Origin of the sequence: Nocardioides secundeburneus (assembly GCF_039939255.1) — a bacterium.
In the GTDB taxonomy this organism is placed as follows: domain Bacteria; phylum Actinomycetota; class Actinomycetes; order Propionibacteriales; family Nocardioidaceae; genus Nocardioides.
The window spans coordinates 508,164-529,170 of the sequence record NZ_JBDUUE010000004.1 but is presented as its reverse complement, the minus strand read 5'-3'; the positions used below and the strand labels follow the sequence as shown (position 1 = coordinate 529,170).

The 21,007-nt window shown below is 72.7% G+C and carries 19 protein-coding genes and 3 tRNA genes; 7 read left to right on the top strand and 15 right to left on the bottom strand.

All coding sequences use genetic code 11. The features are described from left to right. Window positions 1-19: 19 nt before the first annotated feature. The 3 genes from secE to ABFT23_RS13585 form a co-directional block, all read right to left on the bottom strand. Complete coding sequence (gene secE / locus ABFT23_RS13595; RefSeq protein ID WP_347896005.1) at window positions 20-277, bottom strand: preprotein translocase subunit SecE; 258 nt, start codon at window positions 275-277, stop codon at window positions 20-22. Between the two features lie 74 nt (window positions 278-351). After that, a tRNA-Trp gene (locus tag ABFT23_RS13590) sits at window positions 352-424 on the bottom strand. 126 nt (window positions 425-550) lie between these two features. Continuing rightward, a complete protein-coding gene (locus ABFT23_RS13585; RefSeq protein ID WP_347896003.1) occupies window positions 551-1,981 on the bottom strand; it encodes an APC family permease in 1,431 nt (476 codons plus the stop codon). 159 nt (window positions 1,982-2,140) lie between these two features. On the opposite strand from ABFT23_RS13585, the gene ABFT23_RS13580 reads away from it, so the two are divergent. Beyond that, the gene (locus ABFT23_RS13580) at window positions 2,141-3,166 is read left to right on the top strand and encodes an adenosine deaminase (protein ID WP_347896001.1); all 1,026 of its coding nucleotides are present in this window, start codon (window positions 2,141-2,143) and stop codon (window positions 3,164-3,166) included. A 29-nt stretch (window positions 3,167-3,195) separates the two neighbouring features. Next, window positions 3,196-3,732: a DUF4190 domain-containing protein gene (locus ABFT23_RS13575; protein WP_347895999.1), complete on the top strand. Its 537-nt coding sequence runs from the start codon at window positions 3,196-3,198 to the stop codon at window positions 3,730-3,732. Between the two features lie 4 nt (window positions 3,733-3,736). On the opposite strand, the gene ABFT23_RS13570 is transcribed toward ABFT23_RS13575, so the two are convergent. The 8 genes from ABFT23_RS13570 to ABFT23_RS13535 form a co-directional block, all read right to left on the bottom strand. Beyond that, on the bottom strand, window positions 3,737-4,810 hold the full coding sequence (locus ABFT23_RS13570) for a UDP-N-acetylmuramate dehydrogenase (protein WP_347895997.1): 1,074 nt from the start codon (window positions 4,808-4,810) through the stop codon (window positions 3,737-3,739). Beyond that, window positions 4,803-5,174, bottom strand: a complete 372-nt coding sequence (locus ABFT23_RS13565) for a MaoC/PaaZ C-terminal domain-containing protein (protein WP_347895995.1) — start codon at window positions 5,172-5,174, stop codon at window positions 4,803-4,805. The genes ABFT23_RS13570 and ABFT23_RS13565 overlap by 8 nt, the downstream gene beginning before the upstream one ends. Further along, window positions 5,171-5,578 carry an FAS1-like dehydratase domain-containing protein gene (locus ABFT23_RS13560; RefSeq protein ID WP_347895993.1) on the bottom strand — a complete coding sequence of 136 codons (408 nt, stop codon included), beginning with the start codon at window positions 5,576-5,578 and terminating at the stop codon, window positions 5,171-5,173. Before ABFT23_RS13560 ends, ABFT23_RS13565 begins: the two co-directional genes overlap by 4 nt. Before the next feature lie 68 nt (window positions 5,579-5,646). Continuing rightward, window positions 5,647-5,817 carry a 50S ribosomal protein L33 gene (rpmG, locus tag ABFT23_RS13555; RefSeq protein ID WP_347895991.1) on the bottom strand — a complete coding sequence of 57 codons (171 nt, stop codon included), beginning with the start codon at window positions 5,815-5,817 and terminating at the stop codon, window positions 5,647-5,649. Between the two features lie 39 nt (window positions 5,818-5,856). Beyond that, window positions 5,857-5,930 (bottom strand) — tRNA-Met (locus ABFT23_RS13550). Window positions 5,931-5,948: 18 nt separating this feature from the next. Further along, a tRNA-Thr gene (locus ABFT23_RS13545) sits at window positions 5,949-6,021 on the bottom strand. A gap of 209 nt (window positions 6,022-6,230) precedes the next feature. Beyond that, the gene (locus ABFT23_RS13540) at window positions 6,231-7,643 is read right to left on the bottom strand and encodes an amidase (protein WP_347895989.1); all 1,413 of its coding nucleotides are present in this window, start codon (window positions 7,641-7,643) and stop codon (window positions 6,231-6,233) included. After that, window positions 7,640-8,233: a DNA-3-methyladenine glycosylase I gene (locus tag ABFT23_RS13535; protein WP_347895987.1), complete on the bottom strand. Its 594-nt coding sequence runs from the start codon at window positions 8,231-8,233 to the stop codon at window positions 7,640-7,642. Before ABFT23_RS13535 ends, ABFT23_RS13540 begins: the two co-directional genes overlap by 4 nt. Before the next feature lie 51 nt (window positions 8,234-8,284). Here ABFT23_RS13535 and ABFT23_RS13530 point away from each other — a divergent pair, with 51 nt between their 5' ends. Further along, a complete protein-coding gene (locus ABFT23_RS13530; protein ID WP_347895985.1) occupies window positions 8,285-9,163 on the top strand; it encodes a hypothetical protein in 879 nt (292 codons plus the stop codon). On the opposite strand, the gene ABFT23_RS13525 is transcribed toward ABFT23_RS13530, so the two are convergent. Genes ABFT23_RS13525 through ABFT23_RS13515 form a run of 3 tightly spaced genes read right to left on the bottom strand, consistent with a single transcriptional unit; the run spans window position 9,147 to window position 13,705 of the window. After that, window positions 9,147-10,322, bottom strand: coding sequence for a PAS domain-containing sensor histidine kinase (locus tag ABFT23_RS13525; RefSeq protein ID WP_347895983.1), 1,176 nt, complete (start codon window positions 10,320-10,322; stop codon window positions 9,147-9,149). The genes ABFT23_RS13530 and ABFT23_RS13525 overlap by 17 nt on opposite strands. After that, window positions 10,319-11,269, bottom strand: coding sequence for a pirin family protein (locus ABFT23_RS13520; RefSeq protein ID WP_347895981.1), 951 nt, complete (start codon window positions 11,267-11,269; stop codon window positions 10,319-10,321). The genes ABFT23_RS13525 and ABFT23_RS13520 overlap by 4 nt, the downstream gene beginning before the upstream one ends. A gap of 39 nt (window positions 11,270-11,308) precedes the next feature. Then, window positions 11,309-13,705, bottom strand: coding sequence for an FdhF/YdeP family oxidoreductase (locus ABFT23_RS13515; protein ID WP_347895979.1), 2,397 nt, complete (start codon window positions 13,703-13,705; stop codon window positions 11,309-11,311). A gap of 173 nt (window positions 13,706-13,878) precedes the next feature. On the opposite strand from ABFT23_RS13515, the gene ABFT23_RS13510 reads away from it, so the two are divergent. Together ABFT23_RS13510 and ABFT23_RS13505 are read left to right on the top strand one after the other, a co-directional pair. Further along, window positions 13,879-14,619 (top strand): hypothetical protein, encoded by a 741-nt coding sequence (locus ABFT23_RS13510; RefSeq protein WP_347895977.1) that lies wholly within the window; start codon window positions 13,879-13,881, stop codon window positions 14,617-14,619. Window positions 14,620-14,695: 76 nt separating this feature from the next. Then, window positions 14,696-15,634, top strand: a complete 939-nt coding sequence (locus tag ABFT23_RS13505; protein ID WP_347895975.1) for a metallophosphoesterase — start codon at window positions 14,696-14,698, stop codon at window positions 15,632-15,634. A gap of 3 nt (window positions 15,635-15,637) precedes the next feature. Here the strand turns inward: ABFT23_RS13505 and ABFT23_RS13500 are convergent, their stop codons facing one another. Then, on the bottom strand, window positions 15,638-18,085 hold the full coding sequence (locus ABFT23_RS13500) for an FHA domain-containing protein (protein ID WP_347895973.1): 2,448 nt from the start codon (window positions 18,083-18,085) through the stop codon (window positions 15,638-15,640). Between the two features lie 223 nt (window positions 18,086-18,308). Here ABFT23_RS13500 and ABFT23_RS13495 point away from each other — a divergent pair, with 223 nt between their 5' ends. Together ABFT23_RS13495 and ABFT23_RS13490 are read left to right on the top strand one after the other, a co-directional pair. Further along, on the top strand, window positions 18,309-19,766 hold the full coding sequence (locus ABFT23_RS13495; protein ID WP_347895971.1) for a glycosyl hydrolase family 18 protein: 1,458 nt from the start codon (window positions 18,309-18,311) through the stop codon (window positions 19,764-19,766). Then, complete coding sequence (locus ABFT23_RS13490; protein WP_347895969.1) at window positions 19,763-20,932, top strand: beta-1,3-glucanase family protein; 1,170 nt, start codon at window positions 19,763-19,765, stop codon at window positions 20,930-20,932. The genes ABFT23_RS13495 and ABFT23_RS13490 overlap by 4 nt, the downstream gene beginning before the upstream one ends. Window positions 20,933-21,007: the final 75 nt, after the last annotated feature.

Genomic DNA, 21,007 nt, shown 5'->3' with positions numbered 1-21,007 from the left:
ACGGCCGACCGGGCGTCGGTCAGACGCCGGACTGGCCACCGAAGATCTTGAACGCCAGCTGGCCGAAACCGAGGTCGAGGGCCGAGACGATCGCCATCATCACCAGCACGAACACCATCACCACGATGAAGTAGGTGATCAGCTGCTCCTGGGTGGGGTAGACCACCTTGCGCAGCTCGGCGACGACCTGCCGGTAGAACGTCGGGATGCTGGTGCGCTTGTTCGACTCGCTGGGCTTGTCGTCCCGGGAACCGCGGACCGCGCTGCTGTCCGACACGCCACTCACCTCTCGCCGTACGTCTGGAGCGTGGTCGTTGTGATCACGCTGGTCGTGCTGGTCGTGCTGTCTTGCAGGGCACGAGGGACTTGAACCCCCAACCTTCGGTTTTGGAGACCGATGCTCTGCCAGTTGAGCTAGTGCCCTCCATGGGGATCGTCATGCCGCTCCGGCCCGGTCGCGGGCACGGCGAAGCATGGGGAAGATCCACCGGTGGTGGAGTCTACGGGTCGGCGGTGAGCCACGTCCAAACGACTGCCGAACCCGGCCGCCTCAGACCCCGCTCGGACGACCCCGCTCGACGCCCTCGGGCCGGTTGCGCCCGCCGAAGGCGTACTCGAGCGCGAAGAGCACGAACCCGACGGCGACCAGTCCCCCGCACCACAGCAGCGAGGTCCAGTCGTCGACGACCATGTAGACGGCCACGGCGACGTTGCCGACGACGCCCAGGACCAGCAGCACGCTCGGTGCCCGGTAGGTGTCGCCGTCGTCGTCGCGACCGCGCAGCTTGAACGTGGCCAGGATGACCATCGTGTAGACGACGAGGAGCAGCAGCACCGTGACGTCGGCGAGCTTGGTGACGACGTCGAGGTCGCTGCCGGCCTGGGTGATGGCGAAGCCGACCAGCAGCAGCGCGACGACCACGCCGACCGAGAAGAGCGAGCCCACCCACGGCGTCCGGCGCGTGGGGTGCAGGGTCGCGAACGCGTCGGGGACGACGTCCTCGCGCGCCATGCCGTAGAGGATGCGCGGCTGGGTGACGAAGGTGACCAGGGTGGTGTTGGTGATCGCGACCATCGCGATCAGGGAGAAGATCACGGTGACCGCGCCGACGCCGATCGGCAGCAGGCCCGACGACGAGCCCTCCCGGACGACCTCGAGCAAGGGGACGTCGGACCCGGCGAGCACCTCGGTGGAGACGACCATCGAGGTGCCGGCGGCCACGATCACGTAGATGATGCCGGCGACGACCATGCCGCCGATGAGGGCGCGCGGGAAGTGTCGCTGCGGCTCGACGACCTCCTCGGCCACGTTGGCGGCGTTCTCGAAGCCGGTCATGGCGAAGAAGGCCAGCGCGACGCCGGCCAGGACCGCGAAGACCTCGTTGCCGTTGGTGTCGAACTCGACGACCCGGCCGACGTCGCCGTCGCCGCGGGCGAGCAGGGCGAGGGCCACGACGGTGACGATGAGGAGGCCGGCGACCTCGACCACGGTCATCACCGCGTTGGCGACCACCGACTCGTTGATGCCGAGGTGGTGGATCACCGTGAGCGCGAGCAGCAGGAGCATCGAGACCAGCAGCGCCGGCGGCAGGTCCCACACGGCGTCGAAGTAGCGCGCGAAGCCCGAGGCCAGCGATCCGGTGGCGGCGAACGAGGCGCCGAGCATCGTCACGGTGACCACGAAGGTCAGCACCCTGTTGCCGAACGCGCGCTCGACGAACAGCGCGGCTCCGGCGGCACGGGGGTACTTGGTGACCAGCTCGGCGTAGGCGGCGCCCGTGACGATCGCGATCGCGACGCCGACGGCGAAGGCGATCCAGAAGGCGCCGCCCACCTCGCCGGCGACGGCGCCGATGAGCACGTAGATGCCGGAGCCGAGCACGTCACCGAGCACGTAGAAGAACAGCAGGCGGCCGGTCACCGACCGCTTGAGCCCGCTCTCGTCGTCCTGGGTGTCCGGCGCCTTGGCGAGGTCGGTCATGAGTGGGTGCTCCTGACGGGGTCCGCGGCGACGGCCGCGGTGGCCGCCCGAGTCCACCATCGCAACGGCCGATGGCGTCGGTGTCTAGCGCCCTCGGGGTGTGGCGCCGGCCGGTCCTACGATGAAGGGCATGACCGTGCGACTCCAGCAGCTGATGGCGTGACCGGTGCCGACGTCCGCGACCTCCGGACCCTGCCGAAGGCGCACCTGCACCTGCACTTCACCGGGTCGATGCGGCACGCGACCCTGCTCGAGCTGGCCGAGCGCGACGGCATCCGGCTGCCCGACCAGCTCGTCTCGGAGTGGCCGCCGACGCTGAGTGCGGCCGACGAGAAGGGCTGGTTCCGCTTCCAGCGGCTCTACGACGTCGCCCGCTCCGTGCTCCGCACCGAGGACGACGTGCGGCGGCTGGTGCTCGAGGCCGCCGAGGACGACGTGGCCGACGGCGGTCGCTGGCTCGAGATCCAGGTCGACCCGAGCGGCTACGCGGCGCGCTTCGGCGGCATCACGGCCTTCACCGACCTCGTGCTCGACGCCGTCCGCGACGCCTCGCGACGCACCGGCCTCGGCATCGGCGTGGTGATCGCGGCCAACCGCACCCGCCACCCGCTCGACGCGCGCACGCTGGCCCGCCTCGCCACGCAGTACGTCGACCGCGGCGTCGTCGGCTTCGGGCTGTCGAACGACGAGCGGCGCGGACGCACCTCGGAGTTCGCCGGCGCCTTCGCGATCGCCGAGCGGTCCGGGCTCCTGCTCGCCCCGCACGGCGGCGAGCTGCGCGGCCCCGACCACGTGCGGGTCTGCCTCGACGAGTTGCACGCCGACCGGCTCGGTCACGGCGTCCGCTCGGCCGAGGACCCCGACCTGCTGGCCCGCATCGTCGACGCCGGCGTCGCGCTCGAGGTGTGCCCGGTCTCCAACGTGGCCCTCGGCGTCTACACCGACCTGACGTCGGTGCCGCTGCCGACGCTGCTCGAGGCCGGCGCCACGGTCGCGCTCGGCTCCGACGACCCGCTGCTGTTCGGCTCGCGGCTCGCCGCCCAGTACGCCACGATGCGCGCCGCGCACGACCTCGACGACGCCACCCTCGCCGAGCTGGCCCGGATGTCGGTGCGGGCCTCGCGGGCGCCGTCCGAGGTGCGCGACGCGGCCCTGACCGACATCGATGCCTGGCTGGGCGCATAGACCGGTCGCCTCGGTGGCAGGATCCGCGCATGGCCGCACCCGACGACACCCCTGACTTCCTCGCCAAGCCGGCGGCGCCGTCGAGCGACGCCGAGACGCAGCCCTTCCCGGCCACGCCCGTCCCGCCGTCCGGCGGGCCGTCGGGCCCCGGACCCGAGCCGACGACGCCGTACACCCAGCACGTGCACCACGAGCCGGCCCAGCCGCCGTACGCGCCGTACGCGCCCTACGCCCCGGTGCCGGGCATGCCGGGCTACCCGTTCGCGCAGCCGCACGGTGGCGCCAACGTGGCGATGGGCCTGGGCATCGCGAGCCTGGTGTGCGCGGTCACCACGCCGTTCTTCTGCTTCACGATGGTCGGCGTGCTCTGCGGGCCGTTCGCGATCGTGCTCGGGGCGCGGGCGCGCGGTGACATGTCGCGCGAGCCGGGTCGCTACAGCAACGAGGGGGCCGCGATGGCCGGGCTCGTCACGGGCATCATCGGCACCGTGCTGGGCCTGGCGATGATCGCCCTCGTGGTGCTGTTCCTCGGCGCCGTCTTCGGCGGCCTCGGCGCCCTGAGCTGACGCCCTACAGCTCGCAGCCCAGCAGCACGGGCTCGTTGACGAGCGTGACGGCGTAGGCCGCCTGCACCCCGTCGCGGACGGCGCGCGCGAGCGCGAGCAGGTCGGCCGTGGTGGCCTCCCCGCGGTTGGTGAGGGCCAGCGTGTGCTTGGTCGACAGGCCGGCGGGCGCGCCGGGCTCGACGGCCCAGCCCTTGCCGAAGCCGGCGTGCTCGATGAGCCAGGCGGCGCTGGTCTTGACCAGCCCGTCGCCGGCGGGCCAGGCCGGGGCCCCGTCGGGCACCTGGTCGGCGGGCAGCACCGGGTTGGTGAAGAAGCTGCCGGCGCTCCACGTGTCGTGGTCGTCGGCGTCGAGCACCATGCCCTTGCCGGCGCGCAGGCCGAGCACGGCGGTGCGGACGTCGGCGACCGGCGCGCGCTGCCCCGGCTCGACGCCGAGGGTGCGAGCGAGCTCGGCGTAGGCGATCGGGGCGCCGAGGGCGTGCGGGCCGCCGACGGCGAGCTGGAACGTGACGTCGAGGACGACGTGGCGCCCCCCGCCACGGAACCGGTCGGCCTTGAAGCGCGAGTGGCGGTAGCCGAACCCGCAGTCCGGTCCGGCGAAGGTGCGCACGCCCTTCATCAGCCGGTCGTAGACCCGCACCCGGGCCACGGTCTGGGCGACCTCCTGGCCGTAGGCGCCGACGTTCTGCACCGGGGTCGCGCCTACCGAGCCCGGGATGCCGGACAGGGCCTCGACACCGACCCAGCCGCGCTCGACGGCGTGGGCGACGAAGGCGTCCCAGTCCTCCCCGGCGGCGACGGTGACCAGCACTCCCCCGCAGGTCGGGTCGTCGCCCTCGTGGTCGGCCGCGATGCCGCGCGTCGCGACCTCGACGACGGTGCCGTCGAAGCCGGCGTCGGCCACGACGAGGTTGCTGCCGCCACCCAGCACGAGCACCGGCTCGCCGGCGTCGTCGGCGGCAGCGACCGCCTCGACGAGCTCGGCCTCGGTCGTCGCGGTCACCCAGCGCCGAGCGGGTCCGCCGAGACGCAGGGTGGTGTGGTCGCGGATCAGCCGCGGGCCCGTGACCTCAGGCACGCAGGGTGACCTTGCACGCGCCGAGCACCTTGACGTCGTCGCAGGTCGCGGTGAGCGTGATCGTGCCGTCGTCCTTCTGCGTGCCCGACACGACGACGTCGACGCCCTCGACCGGCACGACGACGGGCTTGGTGAACTTCGCGCCGATCGAGGCGATGCGTCCCCGCCCGCCGACGTGCTCGTCGACGTAGCGCGCGGCCAGCGCGAGGGTGTACATGCCGTGGGCGATCACGCCGGGCAGGCCGACGGCGAGCGCGACCGACTCGTCCTGGTGGATGGGGTTGTGGTCGCCGCTGGCGGCGGCGTAGGCGACGAGCGCCTCGCGGGTGACCCGGAAGGTCTGCGGCGCGAGCTCGGTGGTCATCGGGCGTCTCCTCCCTCGGGCGCCCGGTGCACGAGCGTCGCGGTGCCGGTGCACACGAGCGCGCCGTCGGCGTCGGTGACCGTGCTGGTGGTGCCGATGATGTCGTTGCCGCCGATCTGCCTCAGCGAGGCGACGGTCAGTGCGACCGAGAGCACGTCGCCGGGCACGACCGGGCGCTCGTGGGCGAACTCCTGCGCGCCGTGGACGACGCGTGACAGGTCGACCTGCTCGGCGTCGAGGAACGCCATCATCGCCTCGAACGCCGGCACGATCGGGTAGGTCGCCGGCGCCGGACCGCCGTCGTAGGCGGCGCCGGTGGCCTCGACGAACGCGCGCACCGAGGTCTCGGTGACCTCGTGCGGCGGGGCGGGCGGGTAGGTGCGTCCGACGATGGTGGCATCCACGGCCGCGACGCTAACGCAGCCGAGCCCGCCACCGGTCTCCGGGGCGGGCTCGTGCGAGGGACGCTGGGTCAGCGGGTCTCGCGGTGCGCGGTGTGCTTGCGGCAGCGCGGGCAGAACTTGTTCAGCTCGATCCGGTCGGGGTCGTTGCGCCGGTTCTTCTTCGAGATGTAGTTGCGCTCCTTGCACTCGGTGCAGGCGAGCGTGATCTTGGGGCGAACGTCGGACGACTTGCTGGCCACGGGACTTCCTCTGGTTGTGCGGGCGTGCGGGGTGATCGGTAGCGGGAGCGGGACTCGAACCCGCGACACCACGATTATGAGTCGTGTGCTCTAACCACCTGAGCTACCCCGCCGGGGGCTGACGTACTGAGAGCCCCTTTACGGAATCGAACCGTAGACCTTCTCCTTACCATGGAGACGCTCTGCCGACTGAGCTAAAGGGGCAACGACGAAGAACGATACACAGGGGTCGAGGGAAACATGAAATCGGTTCGCCCTGCTGCGTTCTGGCCGTTGCCGGAGCCTGCCAGGGGCCCCGGTGACGGGACCTTCTCAGGGTCTCCGCACGCTTCTCAGGTGTTGCAACTCCTGGGAACGTCAGGAGTACCCGGTGCACCGGGTACTCCCCGCCCGGGCCGGCACGGAGCCGCCGGTCAACCGACCGTGAGGCTCGCGAACGGGCGGGCCTCCTCGAGCTCGTAGGCCAGCTCGATGAGCGCCGCCTCGTGGCCGGCCGCGGCGCCGAACATCATGCCGACGGGCAGGCCCTCGGACGACGTGGCGAGGGGCAGCGAGATGGCGGGGTCGCCGGTGGCGTTGTGGAGCGGGGTGAAGGCGACCCAGGCCAGGAGCCGCTCGATGATCGTCTCGTAGGGCAGGGTCGGGTCGAGGTGGCCCACCGGCGGGGTCACGGTGGCCAGGGTCGGCGTGAGGGTGACGTCGTAGGTCTCGTGGAACGCCGTCGAGAGCTGCGACGAGCGGCGCAGCCGGCGGATCGCGCCGGGCAGGCGGGGCAGCCCCCGGGTGGCGGTGCGAGCCAGGCCGCGGGTCAGGTTGTCGAGCCGGGCGGGGTCGAACGAGCGGCCGTGCTCACGGCGTCCGGTGCGCACGAGGACCAGCGCGAGGGTGGCCCAGTAGAGCAGGAAGTCGTCGCGGAACCCCGGCGCGACCGGTGGGTCGACCTCGTCGACGTGGTGGCCGAGCGACTCGAGCAGGGCGGCGGTCTCGAGGGTGAGCGCGGTGACCTCGGGCGAGGCCGCGACCCCGGCGCCGGTGGTGGCGAGCGCCACCCGCAGCCGCTTGCGCCCCGGTCGGGTGAGGTCGCCGACGGGCGGCAGCGACAGGTCGCGGTAGACGCGCTCGGCCTCACGGAAGAACGCCGCGGTGTCGCGCACGGTGCGGGTGACGACGCCGTCGGCGACGATGCGCACGGGCATCTCGCGCAGCTGCTTGTCCTGGGCGAGGCGCCCGCGGGTGGGCTTGAGCCCGACGAGGCCGTTGACGGCCGCCGGGATGCGGATCGAGCCGCCGCCGTCGTTGGCGTGCGCGATCGGCAGCGCGGACGACGCCACCAGTGCCGCCGAGCCGGCCGACGACGCGCCGGCCACGTGGTCGAGCGACCAGGGCGAGCGCACCGGCCCGAGCCGCGGGTGCTCGGCGGCGGCCGAGAAGCCGAACTCGGACAGCTGGCTCTTGCCGAGCGGCACCAGGCCGGTGGCGAGGTACATGCGGGCGAGGTCGCCGTCGGCCCGCGCGGGCCGCGGGGTCCAGGCGTCGGTGCCCTGACGGGTGGGCATGCCCTCGACGTCGCAGTTGTCCTTGACGACGGTCGGCACGCCGGCGAAGTAGCCGCCGCGCGGGGACCGGGCCTCGACCCGGGCGCGGTCGTAGGCGGTGTAGGCCATGGCGCCGAGGTCGGGCGCGACCGCTCGCACGCGCGCGATGGCGGCCTCGACGACCTCGTGCACGCCGACCTCGCCGGACTGGATGGCCTCGACCAGGCCGACGGTGTCGTGGGTGCCGAGGGCGTCGTCGGTGACCGCGGCGACGCGGCGTGCGGTCGTCATGCGCTCGCCTCGTCGGTGCGGCCTCGCCGGTGGCACCCCTCGAGGTGCGGGTCGAAGACCGCGATCGCCTCCATGAGCGCGTACATCGTGGTGGGGCCGACGAAGGCGAAGCCGGCCTTCTTGAGAGCCTTCGAGAGCGCCTTCGACTCGGCCGAGGTGGTGGCCATCGCGGAGGTGTCGGCGTAGGACGGCGGCGGGTCGGGTGCGAAGCCGAGCACGAACGCCTCGAGCCCGCCCTGCTCGCGCAGGGCCACGGTGGCCCGGGCGTTGGTGACGGCGGCGGCGATCTTCAGTCGGTTGCGCACGATGCGCGCGTCGGCCATCAGGCGGGCCTGGTCGGCGTCGTCGAAGGCCGCGACGCGGTCGGCGTCGAAGTCGCAGAAGACCTCGCGGAAGGCGGGACGCTTGTTCAAGATGGTCGACCACGAGAGCCCGGACTGGAAGGCCTCGAGGGTGAGCCGCTCGAGGTAGGCCGACTCGCCGTGCACGCGCCGGCCCCACTCGTCGTCGTGGTAGTCGCGCATCACGCCGGGCGCCGCGCCGGCCCAGGGGCAGCGCGGGGTGCCGTCGTCGCCGATGAGAGGTCCCATGCCTGCATCCTGTCCCACGCCACCGACAGCGTCGCTGTCTATGCTGCGCGCGTGCCCCGGACGCCTGCCCTGACTGCCCTGGTCGTGGCGGCGGTGCTGGTCGTCGCCGGCTGCTCCGACGACGGCGACGCCGGGTCGAGCACCACGCCGCCCGCGGTCGCGCCGACGGCGCCGACCGACCGTGCCCTCGTCGAGGTGCTCGACGCCGGCAGCGGCGATCGACGCGCCCTGGCGCTCGACGTCGACGCCGACACCTCGCAGGAGGTCTCGCTCGTGCTCGAGCAGGAGCTCGTGGCCGACGAGGCGGTCACCCGGGTGCCGGCGATCTCCTTCGCGATGACCTCCGTCGTCACCGCCGTCGGCGACGACGAGGTCGCCACCGAGCAGACGTTCGGCGAGCCCGGGCTCGCCGGCGACCGGCTGAGCGAGTCCGACGCCGCCGCGGTGCGGGCGCAGCTCGGCACGCTGACCGGCACGACGTCGCAGCTGGTCGTGCGCCGCGACGGCACCACCGTGCGCGCCGCCGACGGCGTCCCCGCGGCCGCGCAGCCCGACAGCCTGCTGCGCCTGCTGGTGCCGGTGCTGCCGACCGGCGAGGTCGGGGTGGGGTCCACGTGGACGGCGACGACGGTCGTGCTCGTCGACGGCGCGCTGGTCGACCAGGTCGCGACCTACACGCTCTCCTCGCTCGAGGGCGACGACTACGTCGTCGAGGTCACCGCCGAGCAGCAGTATCGGCCGGGCGACGTCGGCGGCACCGAGGTCCGCTCGGGTCGGGGCACGGTCACCGCGACGCTCACGGGCTCGCTCCGGAGCGTGGTGCCGACGGAGGCGTCGGCCACGGTCTCCTCGCAGGTCGTCTACGTCGTGGCGGGCGCGGCCAGCGAGCTGCGCAGCACGTTGGCGCTCGACCTCAGCGCGGGGGGCTGAGCGGCAGCACGAACGAGACGGTGCTGCCGACGCCGGGCGCACTCTCGACGTCGAGCACGCCCCCCATGAGCGTGACCAGCCGTTGCGAGATGGCGAGGCCGAGACCGATGCCGCCGTGCCGGCGGGTGGTCGACGCGTCGGCCTGACGGAACGACTCGCACACCACCTGCAGCTGCTCGGGCGTCATGCCGATGCCGGTGTCGGTGACCGCGAACCGGACGGCGGCGGGGTCGGCGCCCTCGGCGGTCACCCGGACGTCGATCTGACCGGCGGCGGTGAACTTCGTCGCGTTGTCGACCAGGTGGGTGAGCACCTGCGCGATGCGGACGGGGTCGCCGGTGCAGTGCGTCGGCAGGTCGGCGTCGACGGTCTGCGCGTAGCGGATGCCCTTGGTGTCGATGGCGGGGCGAAGGGCGAGCAGGGTGTCGTCGACGAGTGCTTCGAGGTCGAACGACACGCTCTCGAGGTCGGTACGACCGGACTCGATGCGGGAGAAGTCGAGGAGGTCGTCGACCAGGCGCAGCAGCCGCTCGCCGGACCGCTCCATGATGTCGAGCAGCTGCTGCTGCTCGGGGTCGAGGTCGGTGTCGGCGAGCATCTCGGCAGCGGCGAGCACGCTGGTGAGCGGCGTGCGGACCTCGTGGCTCATGGTGGCCATGAACTCGGACTTGGCCTCGGTGGCGCTCTCGGCGACCACGCGCGCGGCGGCGAGGTCGTGCTCGGCCTGCTTGCGCTCGGTGATGTCGTCGGCGATGCCGAAGACCTCGACGACCTCGCCGTCGACGACGATGGGCAGGCCGATGATCTCGAGCTCGCCGATGCTGCCGTCGCGCCGGTGGAACCGCGCCTCGATCGTGGTGGTCTCGCCCCGCAGGATGGCGGCGAAGCCGGCCAGCACGGCGGGCACGTGCTCGTCGACGAGGAGGTCGACGAAGTGGCTGCCGAGGAGGTCGTCCTCGGTGTAGCCGCCGCTGTGCAGCAGCGCGCCGGCGTTGACGGAGGTGAAGTAGCCGCCGAGGTCGACGGCGAAGACGCCGTCGGGGTGGTAGCTGACGAGCGTGGCGAGCCGCGCCGCCGTGAGCCGGGTGCCCCAGGCGGGGTCGTAGCGCGCACGGACGTCGGGCCGCTGCGGCTCGGGGTGGTGGTGGGCCAGGCTCATCGTCGTTCTCGCAGCCGGGCGTTCGGCAGGGACGGGGCCGGGATCGGCGGGAGCTCGTCGCCGAGCGGGCCGTAGCGCGTCTCGGTGCCGTGCTCGACCTGGGCCTGCCAGTCGGCGCGAAAGGCCGCCACCTCGTCGTGGGTGCGTCCGATGAAGTTCCACCACATGACGATCGACTCGCCGAAGGGCGGTCCGCCGAGCAGGAGCGCCCGCACCGGCTCGTCGCCGGCGACCAGCTCGAGGGCGAGGCCGCCGGTCGGCAGGTAGACGAGGTCGTGGGCCGCGGCGGCGTGCCCGGCCACGTGCAACGACCCGGTGTCGACGAGCAGCCCGTGCTCGAAGCCCGGGTCGACGTCGAGGACGACGCGCGCGCCGGCGTCGAGCAAGAGCTCGGCACCGAGCAGCGGCGTGGCGGTGGGTACCGGCGAGGTGTCACCGAGCAGCGAGCCGAGGAAGACCCGCGCCTCGAGGCCCGGGCGCCGGACGGCGTCGGGCGCGTGGTGGGTGAAGCCGGGCTCGTCGTGGCGGGCGTGGTCGGGCAGGGCCACCCACAGCTGGGCGCCGTGCAGCGTCGTGGAGCCCGAGGTGGAGATCTCGGAGTGGCTGATGCCGCGCCCGGCCGTCATCAGGTTGACCTCGCCCGGTCGCACCAGGGCGTGGTGGCCGGCGCTGTCGCGGTGCTCGATCTCGCCGGTGAACAGCCAGCTCACCGTGGCCAGACCGGTGTGCGGGTGGGGTGCCACGCTCATCACGGTGTCGTCGGGACCGTAGTGGTCGACGAAGCACCACGCGCCGATGAGCGAGCGCTGTCGCGAGGGCAGCGTGCGGCGCACCGTCATCGCCCGCGGTCCGCCGAGCGGCACGTCGCGGGGCGCGATGATCTCGACCCCGGCCTCCGGGCCGGAGCGGCACACGACCTCACCGGGGTCGCGATCCAGCACGCTCACCCAGCGAGTGTGACACCCTTTGCCGCGTTTGACACGCCGTCAGCTCTGGTGCACCGGATCTGTTGCCCTCTTGTGGCTGTCCTGTAGATCGCGGTCGGCCGCCTTGGTGATCCCGGGCCGTCCGCCGCGGGGCGGCTCGAGCCGCACCACGACCGACTTCGACGTCGGGGTGTTGCTGCCCTCGGCCTTGGAGTCGAGCGGGATCAGGGGGTTGGTCTCGGGGTAGTAGGCCGCCGCGCAGCCGACCGGCTGGTCGTAGGCGACGATGCGGAACGCGGGCGCGGTGCGCTCGGAGCCGTCGTCCCACTCGCTGACCAGGTCGACCAGGTCGCCGTCGGCGAACCCGAGGTGGCGCACGTCGTCGGGGTGCACGAACACGACGCGCCGACCGCCCTTGACCCCGCGGTAGCGGTCGTCGAGGCCGTAGATCGTGGTGTTGAACTGGTCGTGGCTGCGCAGGGTCTGCAGCAGGAGGCGCCCGTCGGGCACCTCGAGCACCTCGAGCGGGCTGATCGAGAAGATCGCCTTGCCCGCCCCCATGCCGTCGTCGCCCACCCCGTCGGTGGGGAACGTGCGCGAGTCGCGCGGCGGGTGCGGCAGCACGAACCCGCCCGGCTGGTCGACCTTCTCGTCGTAGGCCGCGCAGCCCGGCACGACGTTGGCGATGCGGCGGCGGATCGTGGCGTAGTCGTCGCGGAACTCGCCCCACGGGATCGCGACGTGCCCGTCGTCGAGCGTCGCCTCGGCGAGCGAGCACACGATGTCGACCTCCGAGCGCAGCAGCGGCCCGGCCGGGGCGAGGGGGCCCTTCGAGGCGTGGACGGCGGACATCGAGTCCTCGACGGTCACCCGCTGCTCGCGACCACCGGTGCGGTCGCGCTCGGAGCGGCCCAGCGCCGGCAGGATCAGCGCCTCGCGACCGGTGACGACGTGCGAGCGGTTGAGCTTGGTGGAGACGTGCACCGTGAGGTCGGCGCTGCGCAGGGCCGCCTCGGTGACCTGGGTGTCGGAGACGGCCGAGGCGAAGTTGCCGCCCATCGCGAAGAAGAACCGGGCCCGGCCGTCGGCCAGCGCCTTCACGGAGTCGACGGTGTCGAAGCCGTGGTCGCGGGGCGGGTCGAAGCCGAACTCGGCCTGCAAGGCGTCGAGGAACGCCGGCTTGGGCCGCTCCCAGATGCCCATCGTGCGGTCGCCCTGCACGTTGGAGTGCCCGCGCACCGGGCACAGGCCGGCCCCGGGCTTGCCGATGTTGCCCTGCAGGAGCGCCACGTTGACGAGCTCCTTGATGGTGGCGACCGAGTTGCGGTGCTGGGTGATGCCCATCGCCCAGCAGAAGACGGTGGCGTCGGACCCGGCCAGCAGCGCCCCGAGCTCCTCCACCTGCGAGCGGGTCAGCCCGCTGGCCCGCTCGATCTCGGACCAGTCGACGTCGCGGGCCTGCTCGGCCCACTCGGCGAAGCCGTGGGTGTGCTGACGCACGAAGTCGTGGTCGATCGCGTCGTGCTCGAGCAGGTAGGCCGCGACGCCCTGCCACAGCGCCAGGTCGCCGTTGACGCGCACCGGCAGGTGCAGGTCGGCCAGGGCGGTGCCGGTGACGATGCCCTTCGGCGTCTGCGGGTTCTTGAAGCGCACGAGGCCCGCCTCGCGCAGCGGGTTGACCGCGACGATGGTGGCGCCGTTGTTCTTCGCCTTCTCCAGCGCCGAGAGCATGCGTGGGTGGTTGGTGCCGGGGTTCTGCCCCTGCACGACGATCAGGCGGGCGGTCTCGACGTCGTGCAGCGAGACCGAGCCCTTGCCGATGCCGATCGTCTCGGCGAGCGCCACCGACGTGGACTCGTGGCACATGTTCGAGCAGTCGGGCAGGTTGTTGGTGCCGAAGGCACGCGCGAACAGCTGGTAGACGAACGCGGCCTCGTTGGAGGTCTTGCCGGAGGTGTAGAAGATCGCCTCGTCAGGGCTGGCCAGGCCGCGCAGCCGCTCGCCCATGAGCGCGAACGCGTCGTCCCACGCGATGGGCTCGTAGTGGGTGCCGCCCGCGCGGCGCACCATCGGCTCGAGGATGCGGCCCTGCTGCCCGAGCCAGTAGTCGGTCTTGTCCTCGAGGTCGGCCAGGGAGTGCTCGGCGAAGAAGCGCCGGTCGATGGTGCGCTTCGTGGCCTCCTCGGTGACCGCCTTCGCGCCGTTCTCGCAGAACTCCGCGGTGTGCCGGTGCCCGGCCTCGGGGTCGGGCCACGCACAGCCCTGGCAGTCGAAGCCGTCGACCTGGTTGAGCTTGAGGAGGGTGCGCGCGGTGCGGGTCGGACCCATCTGCTCCATCGCGCGCTTCATCGCGACCGCGACCGCCGTCGACCCGGCGGCGGCGTGCGCCTCTCCCCCGACCTCGAGGTCGGCCTCGTCGATGTCGTCCTTCGGTGCCTTGCTCAAGGGTCGGGCCATGCCTCCATCTTGACCCCGAGGGTGAAGGCCCGCACCACCTGACGGGCGAGGCGTCGTCCGGGAGGCTCGCCCTAGTCACAAATGACCTGTCTCCGGGGCTGCGGGTCGCGCTAGGTTGCAGCGCCGCGACGTCGCGGCGCCCCTCCGCCACCGCCCCGAACCGAGGAGCCCCCATGTCGCAGTCCCCGCCGCCCCCGCCGCCGCCCGGCGGTTACGGATCCCCGCCGCCCGGCGGCTACGGCTACGGGGGCCAGCCCCCCGGCGCGGCCAGCTGGGACGTCGGCACGGCGCTGAGCTACGGCTGGACGAAGTTCCAGGCCAACGCCGGCCAGATCATCCTCGCCGCGCTCGCCCTGTTCGTCGGCGTCGCGGTCGTCGTGGTCGGCTTCGTGGCGATCCAGAGCGCCATCATCAGCTACGACACGAGCTTCTTCGTGGTGCTGTTCCTCAACGCGGTCTTCGTGGCGGCGCTGATCGTGGTGCTCCAGATCATCGGCGCCGGCATCATCCGCGGTGCGCTCGACATCACCGAGGGTCGCGAGTTCACGGCCGCCACGGTGTTCAAGTTCCAGAACGTCGCCAACGTCGTCGTCACCGCGCTGCTGATCGGCGCCGCGGTGCTCGTCGGCACGATCCTGTGCTACCTGCCGGGCCTCGTGGCCGGGTTCGTCACCAGCTACGCCCTCTACTTCGTCGTCGACAAGAACATGGCGCCGGTCGACGCGATCAAGGCCAGCTTCGAGCTGGTCAAGGACAACCTCGGCAACACCGTGATCTGGTACATCGTCAGCGCCATCGTGGGCGGTGTCGGCGCGATCGCGTGCGGCGTCGGCCTGCTGGTGACCTACCCGATCGCGATCATCGGCACCGCGTACACCTACAAGAGGCTGACGGGCCAGGAGGTCGCGCCCTGACGGGCGCCGCCTGCCCCGCCGGGTCCGGCCCGATGTCGTACCTGCGCTGACCGGCGTGGCCACTACCGTCACGACCATGTCGGTCCAGCTCGGTCAGCACCCGCCGCCGCGACACGTCGTCGCCCATCTCAGCGACCCGCACCTGCTCGCCGGCGGCGTGCGCCAGTACGGCGTCGTCGACACCGAGGCCGGTCTGGTGGCCGCCCTCGAGCGGCTCGCGCACGTCGACCCGGCGCCACAGGTGCTGGTCTTCACCGGCGACCTCGCCGACCGGGCCGAGCCGGCGGCGTACGCGCGGCTGCGCGAGCTGGTCGAGCCGGTCGCGGCGGCGATGGGGGCGGTCGTCGTGTGGACGATGGGCAACCACGACGAGCGGGCGGCCTACTCCCTCGGGCTCTTCGACCGTGCGAGCGACGAGCCGCAGGACCACGTGGTCGAGGTCGGCGGCCTGCGCGTCGTCGGGCTCGACACGAGCGTGCCCGGCTTCCACCACGGTGAGCTCGAGCCGCGGCAGCTGGCCTGGCTCGCCGACGTGCTCGCCACGCCGGCCCCGCACGGCACGGTGCTCGCGATGCACCACCCGCCCATCCCGGTCCCGATGCTGCGGGCGGGCGAGCTGATCGAGCTGGCCGACCAGCAGGCACTGGCCGACGTCGTCGCCGGCACCGACGTCCGGGTGGTCCTGGGCGGGCACTTCCACTACTCGTCGTGGTCGACGTTCGCGGGCGTGCCGGTCACCGTGGCGTCGGCGTCCTGCTACACCAGCGACCCGGCTCCCGACGGCCGCTTCGTCTCGGGCGTCGACGGCCACACCGCCTTCTCGATGGTGCACCTGTACGACGACCGCGTGGTCGGCACGGTCGTGCCGATCGCGCCGGCCCCGGAGGTCACCGGGCACCCGTCGGACGTCGTCGCACAGCTCGAGGCCCTCTCGTTCGACGAGCGTCGCGAGATCCTCTCGCGCAAGACCTCCGACTTCAACGCCGACCACGAGGACCACTCGCCGCGGGCTTGACGCTCAGTCGGCGGTGGCCGATCGGCGCACGAGCGCGTAGCCGACCAGCGTGGTCAGCGCCGTGAGCACCAGCAGCATGACGACCGCGAGCAGGTAGTGCCCGGCACCGGCCTCGATGAGGGAGTCCTCGTTGAAGCGCTCGACGGGGACCCGCCCGAGACCCATGGCGCTGCCGGTGGCGGCGTAGGCCCACCGCGACGGCGACAGCCAGGCGATCTGCTCGAGCAGAGGCCGGTCGTGGATCTGGAAGAGCGAGGCCGAGAGCACGAGCTGGACCATGATCGTGCCGACCAGGGCCGGCATGGTCTGCTCGGTGCTGGTGACCAGCGCCGAGAGCGTCAGGCCGAAGACCACCATCGACGTCGACAGCAGGCCGATCACGACCGCGATGCGCAGGCTGCCGAGGTCGCCGTCGGGGGCGGGCAGCCCGACGACGGCGATGAAGGTGACCACCAGGCCCTGCAGGAACGCGGCGAGGCCGAGGACGATGATCTTCGAGGCGAAGTAGACGCCGGGCGAGAGGCCGACGGCGTACTCGCGCTGGAAGATCGGTCGTTCGCCGACCAGCTCGCGGATGGCCAGCGCGGTACCCATGAGACAGGCCGCGACGATGAGCACGATGAGGCGCTGGGTCGCCTCCCCGGCGCCGTTGCCGTCGGGCCCCAGGCCGGCCGACTCGAGCGAGAGCCCGTCCTTGCCGGGCACGATGCGGCTGAGCAGCCCGAGCACGAGCGGCAGCGCGAGCAGCATCGACAGCAGCAGCCGGTCGGCCATCACCACGGCCAGGTTGCGGCGCACGAGCGTGGAGAGCTGCTTGCCGAACGACTGGCGCGGCGCCGTCGGCACCGGCGCGGCGATCTGCAGGTGACCGGTGTCGGTGGACTGGCGCGGCGGCGTGATGCGCGACCAGAGGTCGGGCTCGTCGAGGAGGTCGAAGACCTCCGGGTAGTTGGAGACGCCGAAGTGCGCCAGGACGCCGGCCGGTGGGCCGAAGTAGGCGATCCGGCCACCGGGGGCGAGCACCATGACGTTGTCGCACACGTCGAGCGCGAGCACTGAGTGCGTCACGACGACCACGACCCGGCCCTCGTCGGAGAGCGCGCGCAGCTGCTTCATGACCTCGAGGTCGAGGCCGGGGTCGAGGCCCGACGTGGGCTCGTCGAGGAACAGCAGCGGCGGCGCGGTGAGCAGCTCGGTGGCGATGGAGACGCGCTTCTTCTGCCCGCCCGAGAGCTGGCTGCCGATGCGGTTGTCGAGGCGCGTCTGCAGCTGCAGCTGGCCGGCGACGGTCTGCACCCGCTGCGCGCGCTCCTGGGCGCGCGTGTCGGGCGGCAGGCGCAGCTCGGCGGCGTAGCCGAGGGCCTGCTTGACCTTGAGCTGCGGGTGCTGGATGTCCTGCTGCGGCACGAGCCCGATCTGGAAGCGCAGCTGGTCGTAGTGGGCGTAGAGGTCGTGGCCCTGCCAGATGACCCGGCCGTGGGTGGCCGGGCGCAGCCCGGTGAGGGCGCCGAGCAGGGTCGACTTGCCGGCGCCCGAGGGCCCGATGACCGCGGTGAGCGACGACGGCTCGAGCGTGAAGGAGACGTTCTCGAGCAGTCGCTTGCCGCCGCCGACGACCACCGAGAGCCCGTCGGCGTAGAGCGTGAACTCGTGCTCGGTGGCCGAGGCGGCCAGCTGGGCGCCGTCCCAGCGGAAGGTCAGGTTGCCGAGGATGACCTCGCTGCCGGGCTGCAGGGGGGCCGAGCCCGCGAGCCGCCGGCCGTCGACGAAGACGCCGTTGAAGCTGCCGAGGTCGTGGATGACGGCGGGGTTGCCCAGCTCGAGCCGGGCGTGGAAACGCGAGACGAGCGGGTCGTCGAGCACGATGTCGTTGGACAGGTCGCGCCCGATCGTCACCACACCGCCGGCCGAGGTGTGGCCGGGGATCATCGTCATGCCGTGGGCGAGCTGCCCGGGCGGCAGCTTCTGCTGGGCCACGATCGGCGCCTGGCCGACCGGCGGCGGGGCCTGCGGCACGTAGGGCGGAGGCGGCGCGAACGCCCCGGCGCCGGGCGTCGGCGGAGGCACCGGGAGCGGTCGGCCGGACGGCGGCGCGAGGTGCTCGGTGGCGGCGTACGGCGGTGGGTTCGGCGCGGCCGGCGCGGCCGGGAGGACGAGCCAGGCGCTGACGGCCTCGCCCTGGGGGTCGCCGAGCGCGAGCACGGTGGCTCCCGCGTGCAGAGGCACCTGCTGGATGCGCTGGCCGGCGACGTAGGTGCCGCCCGAGCTGGAGTCGACGGCGTACCAGGCGTCACCCTGGCGCTCGAACGCCAGGTGGTGGCGCGAGGTGCGCGGGTCGGCCACGACGACGTCGCACGACGTGTCTCGCCCCACGACCACGCGCTCCTGGTCGAACTCGCGAGGGCCCTGGGCGGTCTGCACCACCAGACGGGCGCGGCTGTGGTCGTTCATGACGCGATCACCCTAGTGCGGGTCGGCGTCGTCGTCGCGAGGACGGACCCGGCGGGGTGGCGGCGTCGTGCCGACGCGGGGGGTGACGCGGCTCACAACTTGTGCCATCCTGGGTGCCGCGAGGTTTGTTAATCCGCCTTACTAACTCGGTAGAAGGACGTGAACGACGATGACCGGACCCCAGCGACCCCTGCGACGACCCCGCCCGATCGACTCGACGGGGGTGATCCGACGCCCCTCGCCCCGCACCGCCGTGACGGCCCTCGCCGCCGCGGCCGGAATGGTGGTGGCCGCCGCGGTCGCGGCCGTCGTCCCGATGTCGGCGTCGACGGCCGCCGAGGCGTGCGTGGCGCCCTACGGCGCCGGCACCGTCTACACCGGCGGCCAGCAGGCCTCCCACCAGGGCCACAACTGGACCGCGAAGTGGTGGACCCAGGGCGAGGTGCCGAGCACCGGCGGCTCCGGGGTGTGGACCGACGCCGGGGCCTGCGGCGGCACGACCCAGCCGACCGACCCGCCGACGACGAACCCGCCGACCACGCCGCCGACGAACCCGCCGACCGACCCCGGCGACGCCAAGGTCGTCGCCTACTTCACCGAGTGGGGCACCTACGGGCGCGGCTACGACGTGAAGAACATCGACACCAGCGGCTCGGCCGACCAGCTCACCCACATCCTCTACGCCTTCGGCAACGTCACCGGCGGCGAGTGCACGATCGGCGACTCCTACGCCGCCTACGAGCGGGCCGTCACGGCCGACAAGTCGGTCGACGGCGTCGCCGACACCTGGGACCAGGCGCTGCGCGGCAACTTCAACCAGCTCCGCAAGCTCAAGGCGAAGCACCCCGGGCTGAAGGTGATCTGGTCGTTCGGCGGCTGGACCTGGTCGGGCGGCTTCGGCCAGGCCGCGCAGGACCCCGCGGCGTTCGCGAGCTCGTGCCACGACCTCGTCGAGGACCCTCGCTGGGCCGACGTGTTCGACGGCATCGACATCGACTGGGAGTACCCCAACGCCTGCGGCCTGTCGTGCGACACCAGCGGTCGTGACGCCTACACGACCATGATCGCGGCGCTCCGCTCCGAGTTCGGCAGCGACCTGGTCACCTCGGCCATCACCGCCGACGGCACCGACGGCGGCAAGATCGACGCCGCCGACTACGCCGGCGCCGCGCAGTACCTCGACTGGCTGATGCCGATGACCTACGACTACGCCGGCGCCTTCAACCCCCAGGGCCCGACGGCGCCGCACTCACCGCTCACCGACTACGCCCAGCAGCCCACGCCCGGCTTCGACTCCCAGACCGCGATCGACAAGCTGCTCTCGCTCGGCGTCCCGGCGGACAAGCTCCTGCTCGGTGTCGGCTTCTACGGCCGCGGTTGGAGCGGCGTCACCCAGTCGACGCCGGGAGGCACCGCCACCGGCGCCGCGCCCGGGACCTACGAGCCCGGCATCGAGGACTACAAGGTGCTCAAGCAGCGCTGCCCGGCCACCGGCACCGTCGGCGGCACCGCCTACGCGTTCTGCAACGGCGAGTGGTGGAGCTACGACACCCCGGCCACCATGGCCGCCAAGATGGCGTGGGCGAAGTCGAAGGGCCTCGGCGGCGCGTTCGCGTGGGAGCTCAGCGGCGACACGGCCGACGGCGAGCTGATGCGCGTCATGGGCGAGGGCATCCGGTGACCCGGCCCACCGGGCTCAGCCGTCGCTCGCTCCTGCTGCGCTCGGCCGGGGTCGCCGGCGTCGGGCTCACCGCGCCGCTGTGGCGTCCGCCCGCGGCGTCCGCGGCCGGACCCCTGCCCCTCACCGTCCTCAACCGGTCGGGCCGGTTCGCCGACGACGGCGTGTTCGTGCACGTCGTCGGCACCGAGCTGGCCACCGGCCGGCAGGGCCACGTCGACGCCGTGGGCGCCTTCGTGCCGGCCAGCCTGGCCGACAACGGCCCCGACGGCACGGCGCCCTACGGCATACCGCTCTCGCAGCGGCGCACCGTCGGGCTGCCCGAGATGTCGGCGCGGGTCTACGTCTCGCTGGGGGCGCCCATCCCGTTCCGGGTGGTCGGCACCCCCGGCGGTGCCGGCATCGTGCACCCCGCCGGCTGGGTCGCGAGCGACCCGTCCTACGGGCTGCTCTACGACATGATGGAGTTCACGCACCAGTCCGGGGCGATGTACTGCAACACCACCATGGTCGACATGTACAGCCTGCCGCTCTCGATCCTGCTCCGCGGACAGCGCGAGCAGCGCGTCGGCGAGACGGTCTCCGGCGGGCGCGCCAGGTTCTTCGACGCCATCAGCAGCCAGCCCGGCTTCGACCGACTCGTCGTCGGCGACACCAGGGTCGTCGCACCGAGCCACGGCATCGGGGCCGGCACGTTCGACGCGGGCTACCTCGACGACTACATCGCCTCGTCGTGGTCGGCCTACACCGGTAGCGACCTCACCGTCGTCGCCGGGCCGCAGACCTACCGCTGCCGGGTCGAGGGTGGTCGCATGACCGCCTACCAGGGGTCGGAGGTGAAGGCGTCGTTCGCCCAGCCGTCGACGTCCGACGTGCTGTTCTGCAACGGCGCCATCACCGCCCCCAACGACGGCGTCGGCGGCCCGGTGGCCGCCATCCTCGGCGCCGCCCTCAACCGCACGACGCTGCGCGACGTCGCGACGCAGCCGTCGACCGACCCGGGCCGGTTCTACCGGGAGGAGCGCACCAACCACTACGCGCGGGTGCTGCACGAGATCCACACCGACGGCCTCGCCTACGGGTTCGCGTTCGACGACGTCGCCGGGTTCGCCTCCTACATCCAGGACCCGGCGGCGCGCGAGGTCGAGCTGAGCATCGACCCGCTCTGATCCGGACCGGCCCGGCACACCACCGACCTCGCACGTGCCCGGCCGGTCCGTTCCACCCGCGCGACCCGTCGTACG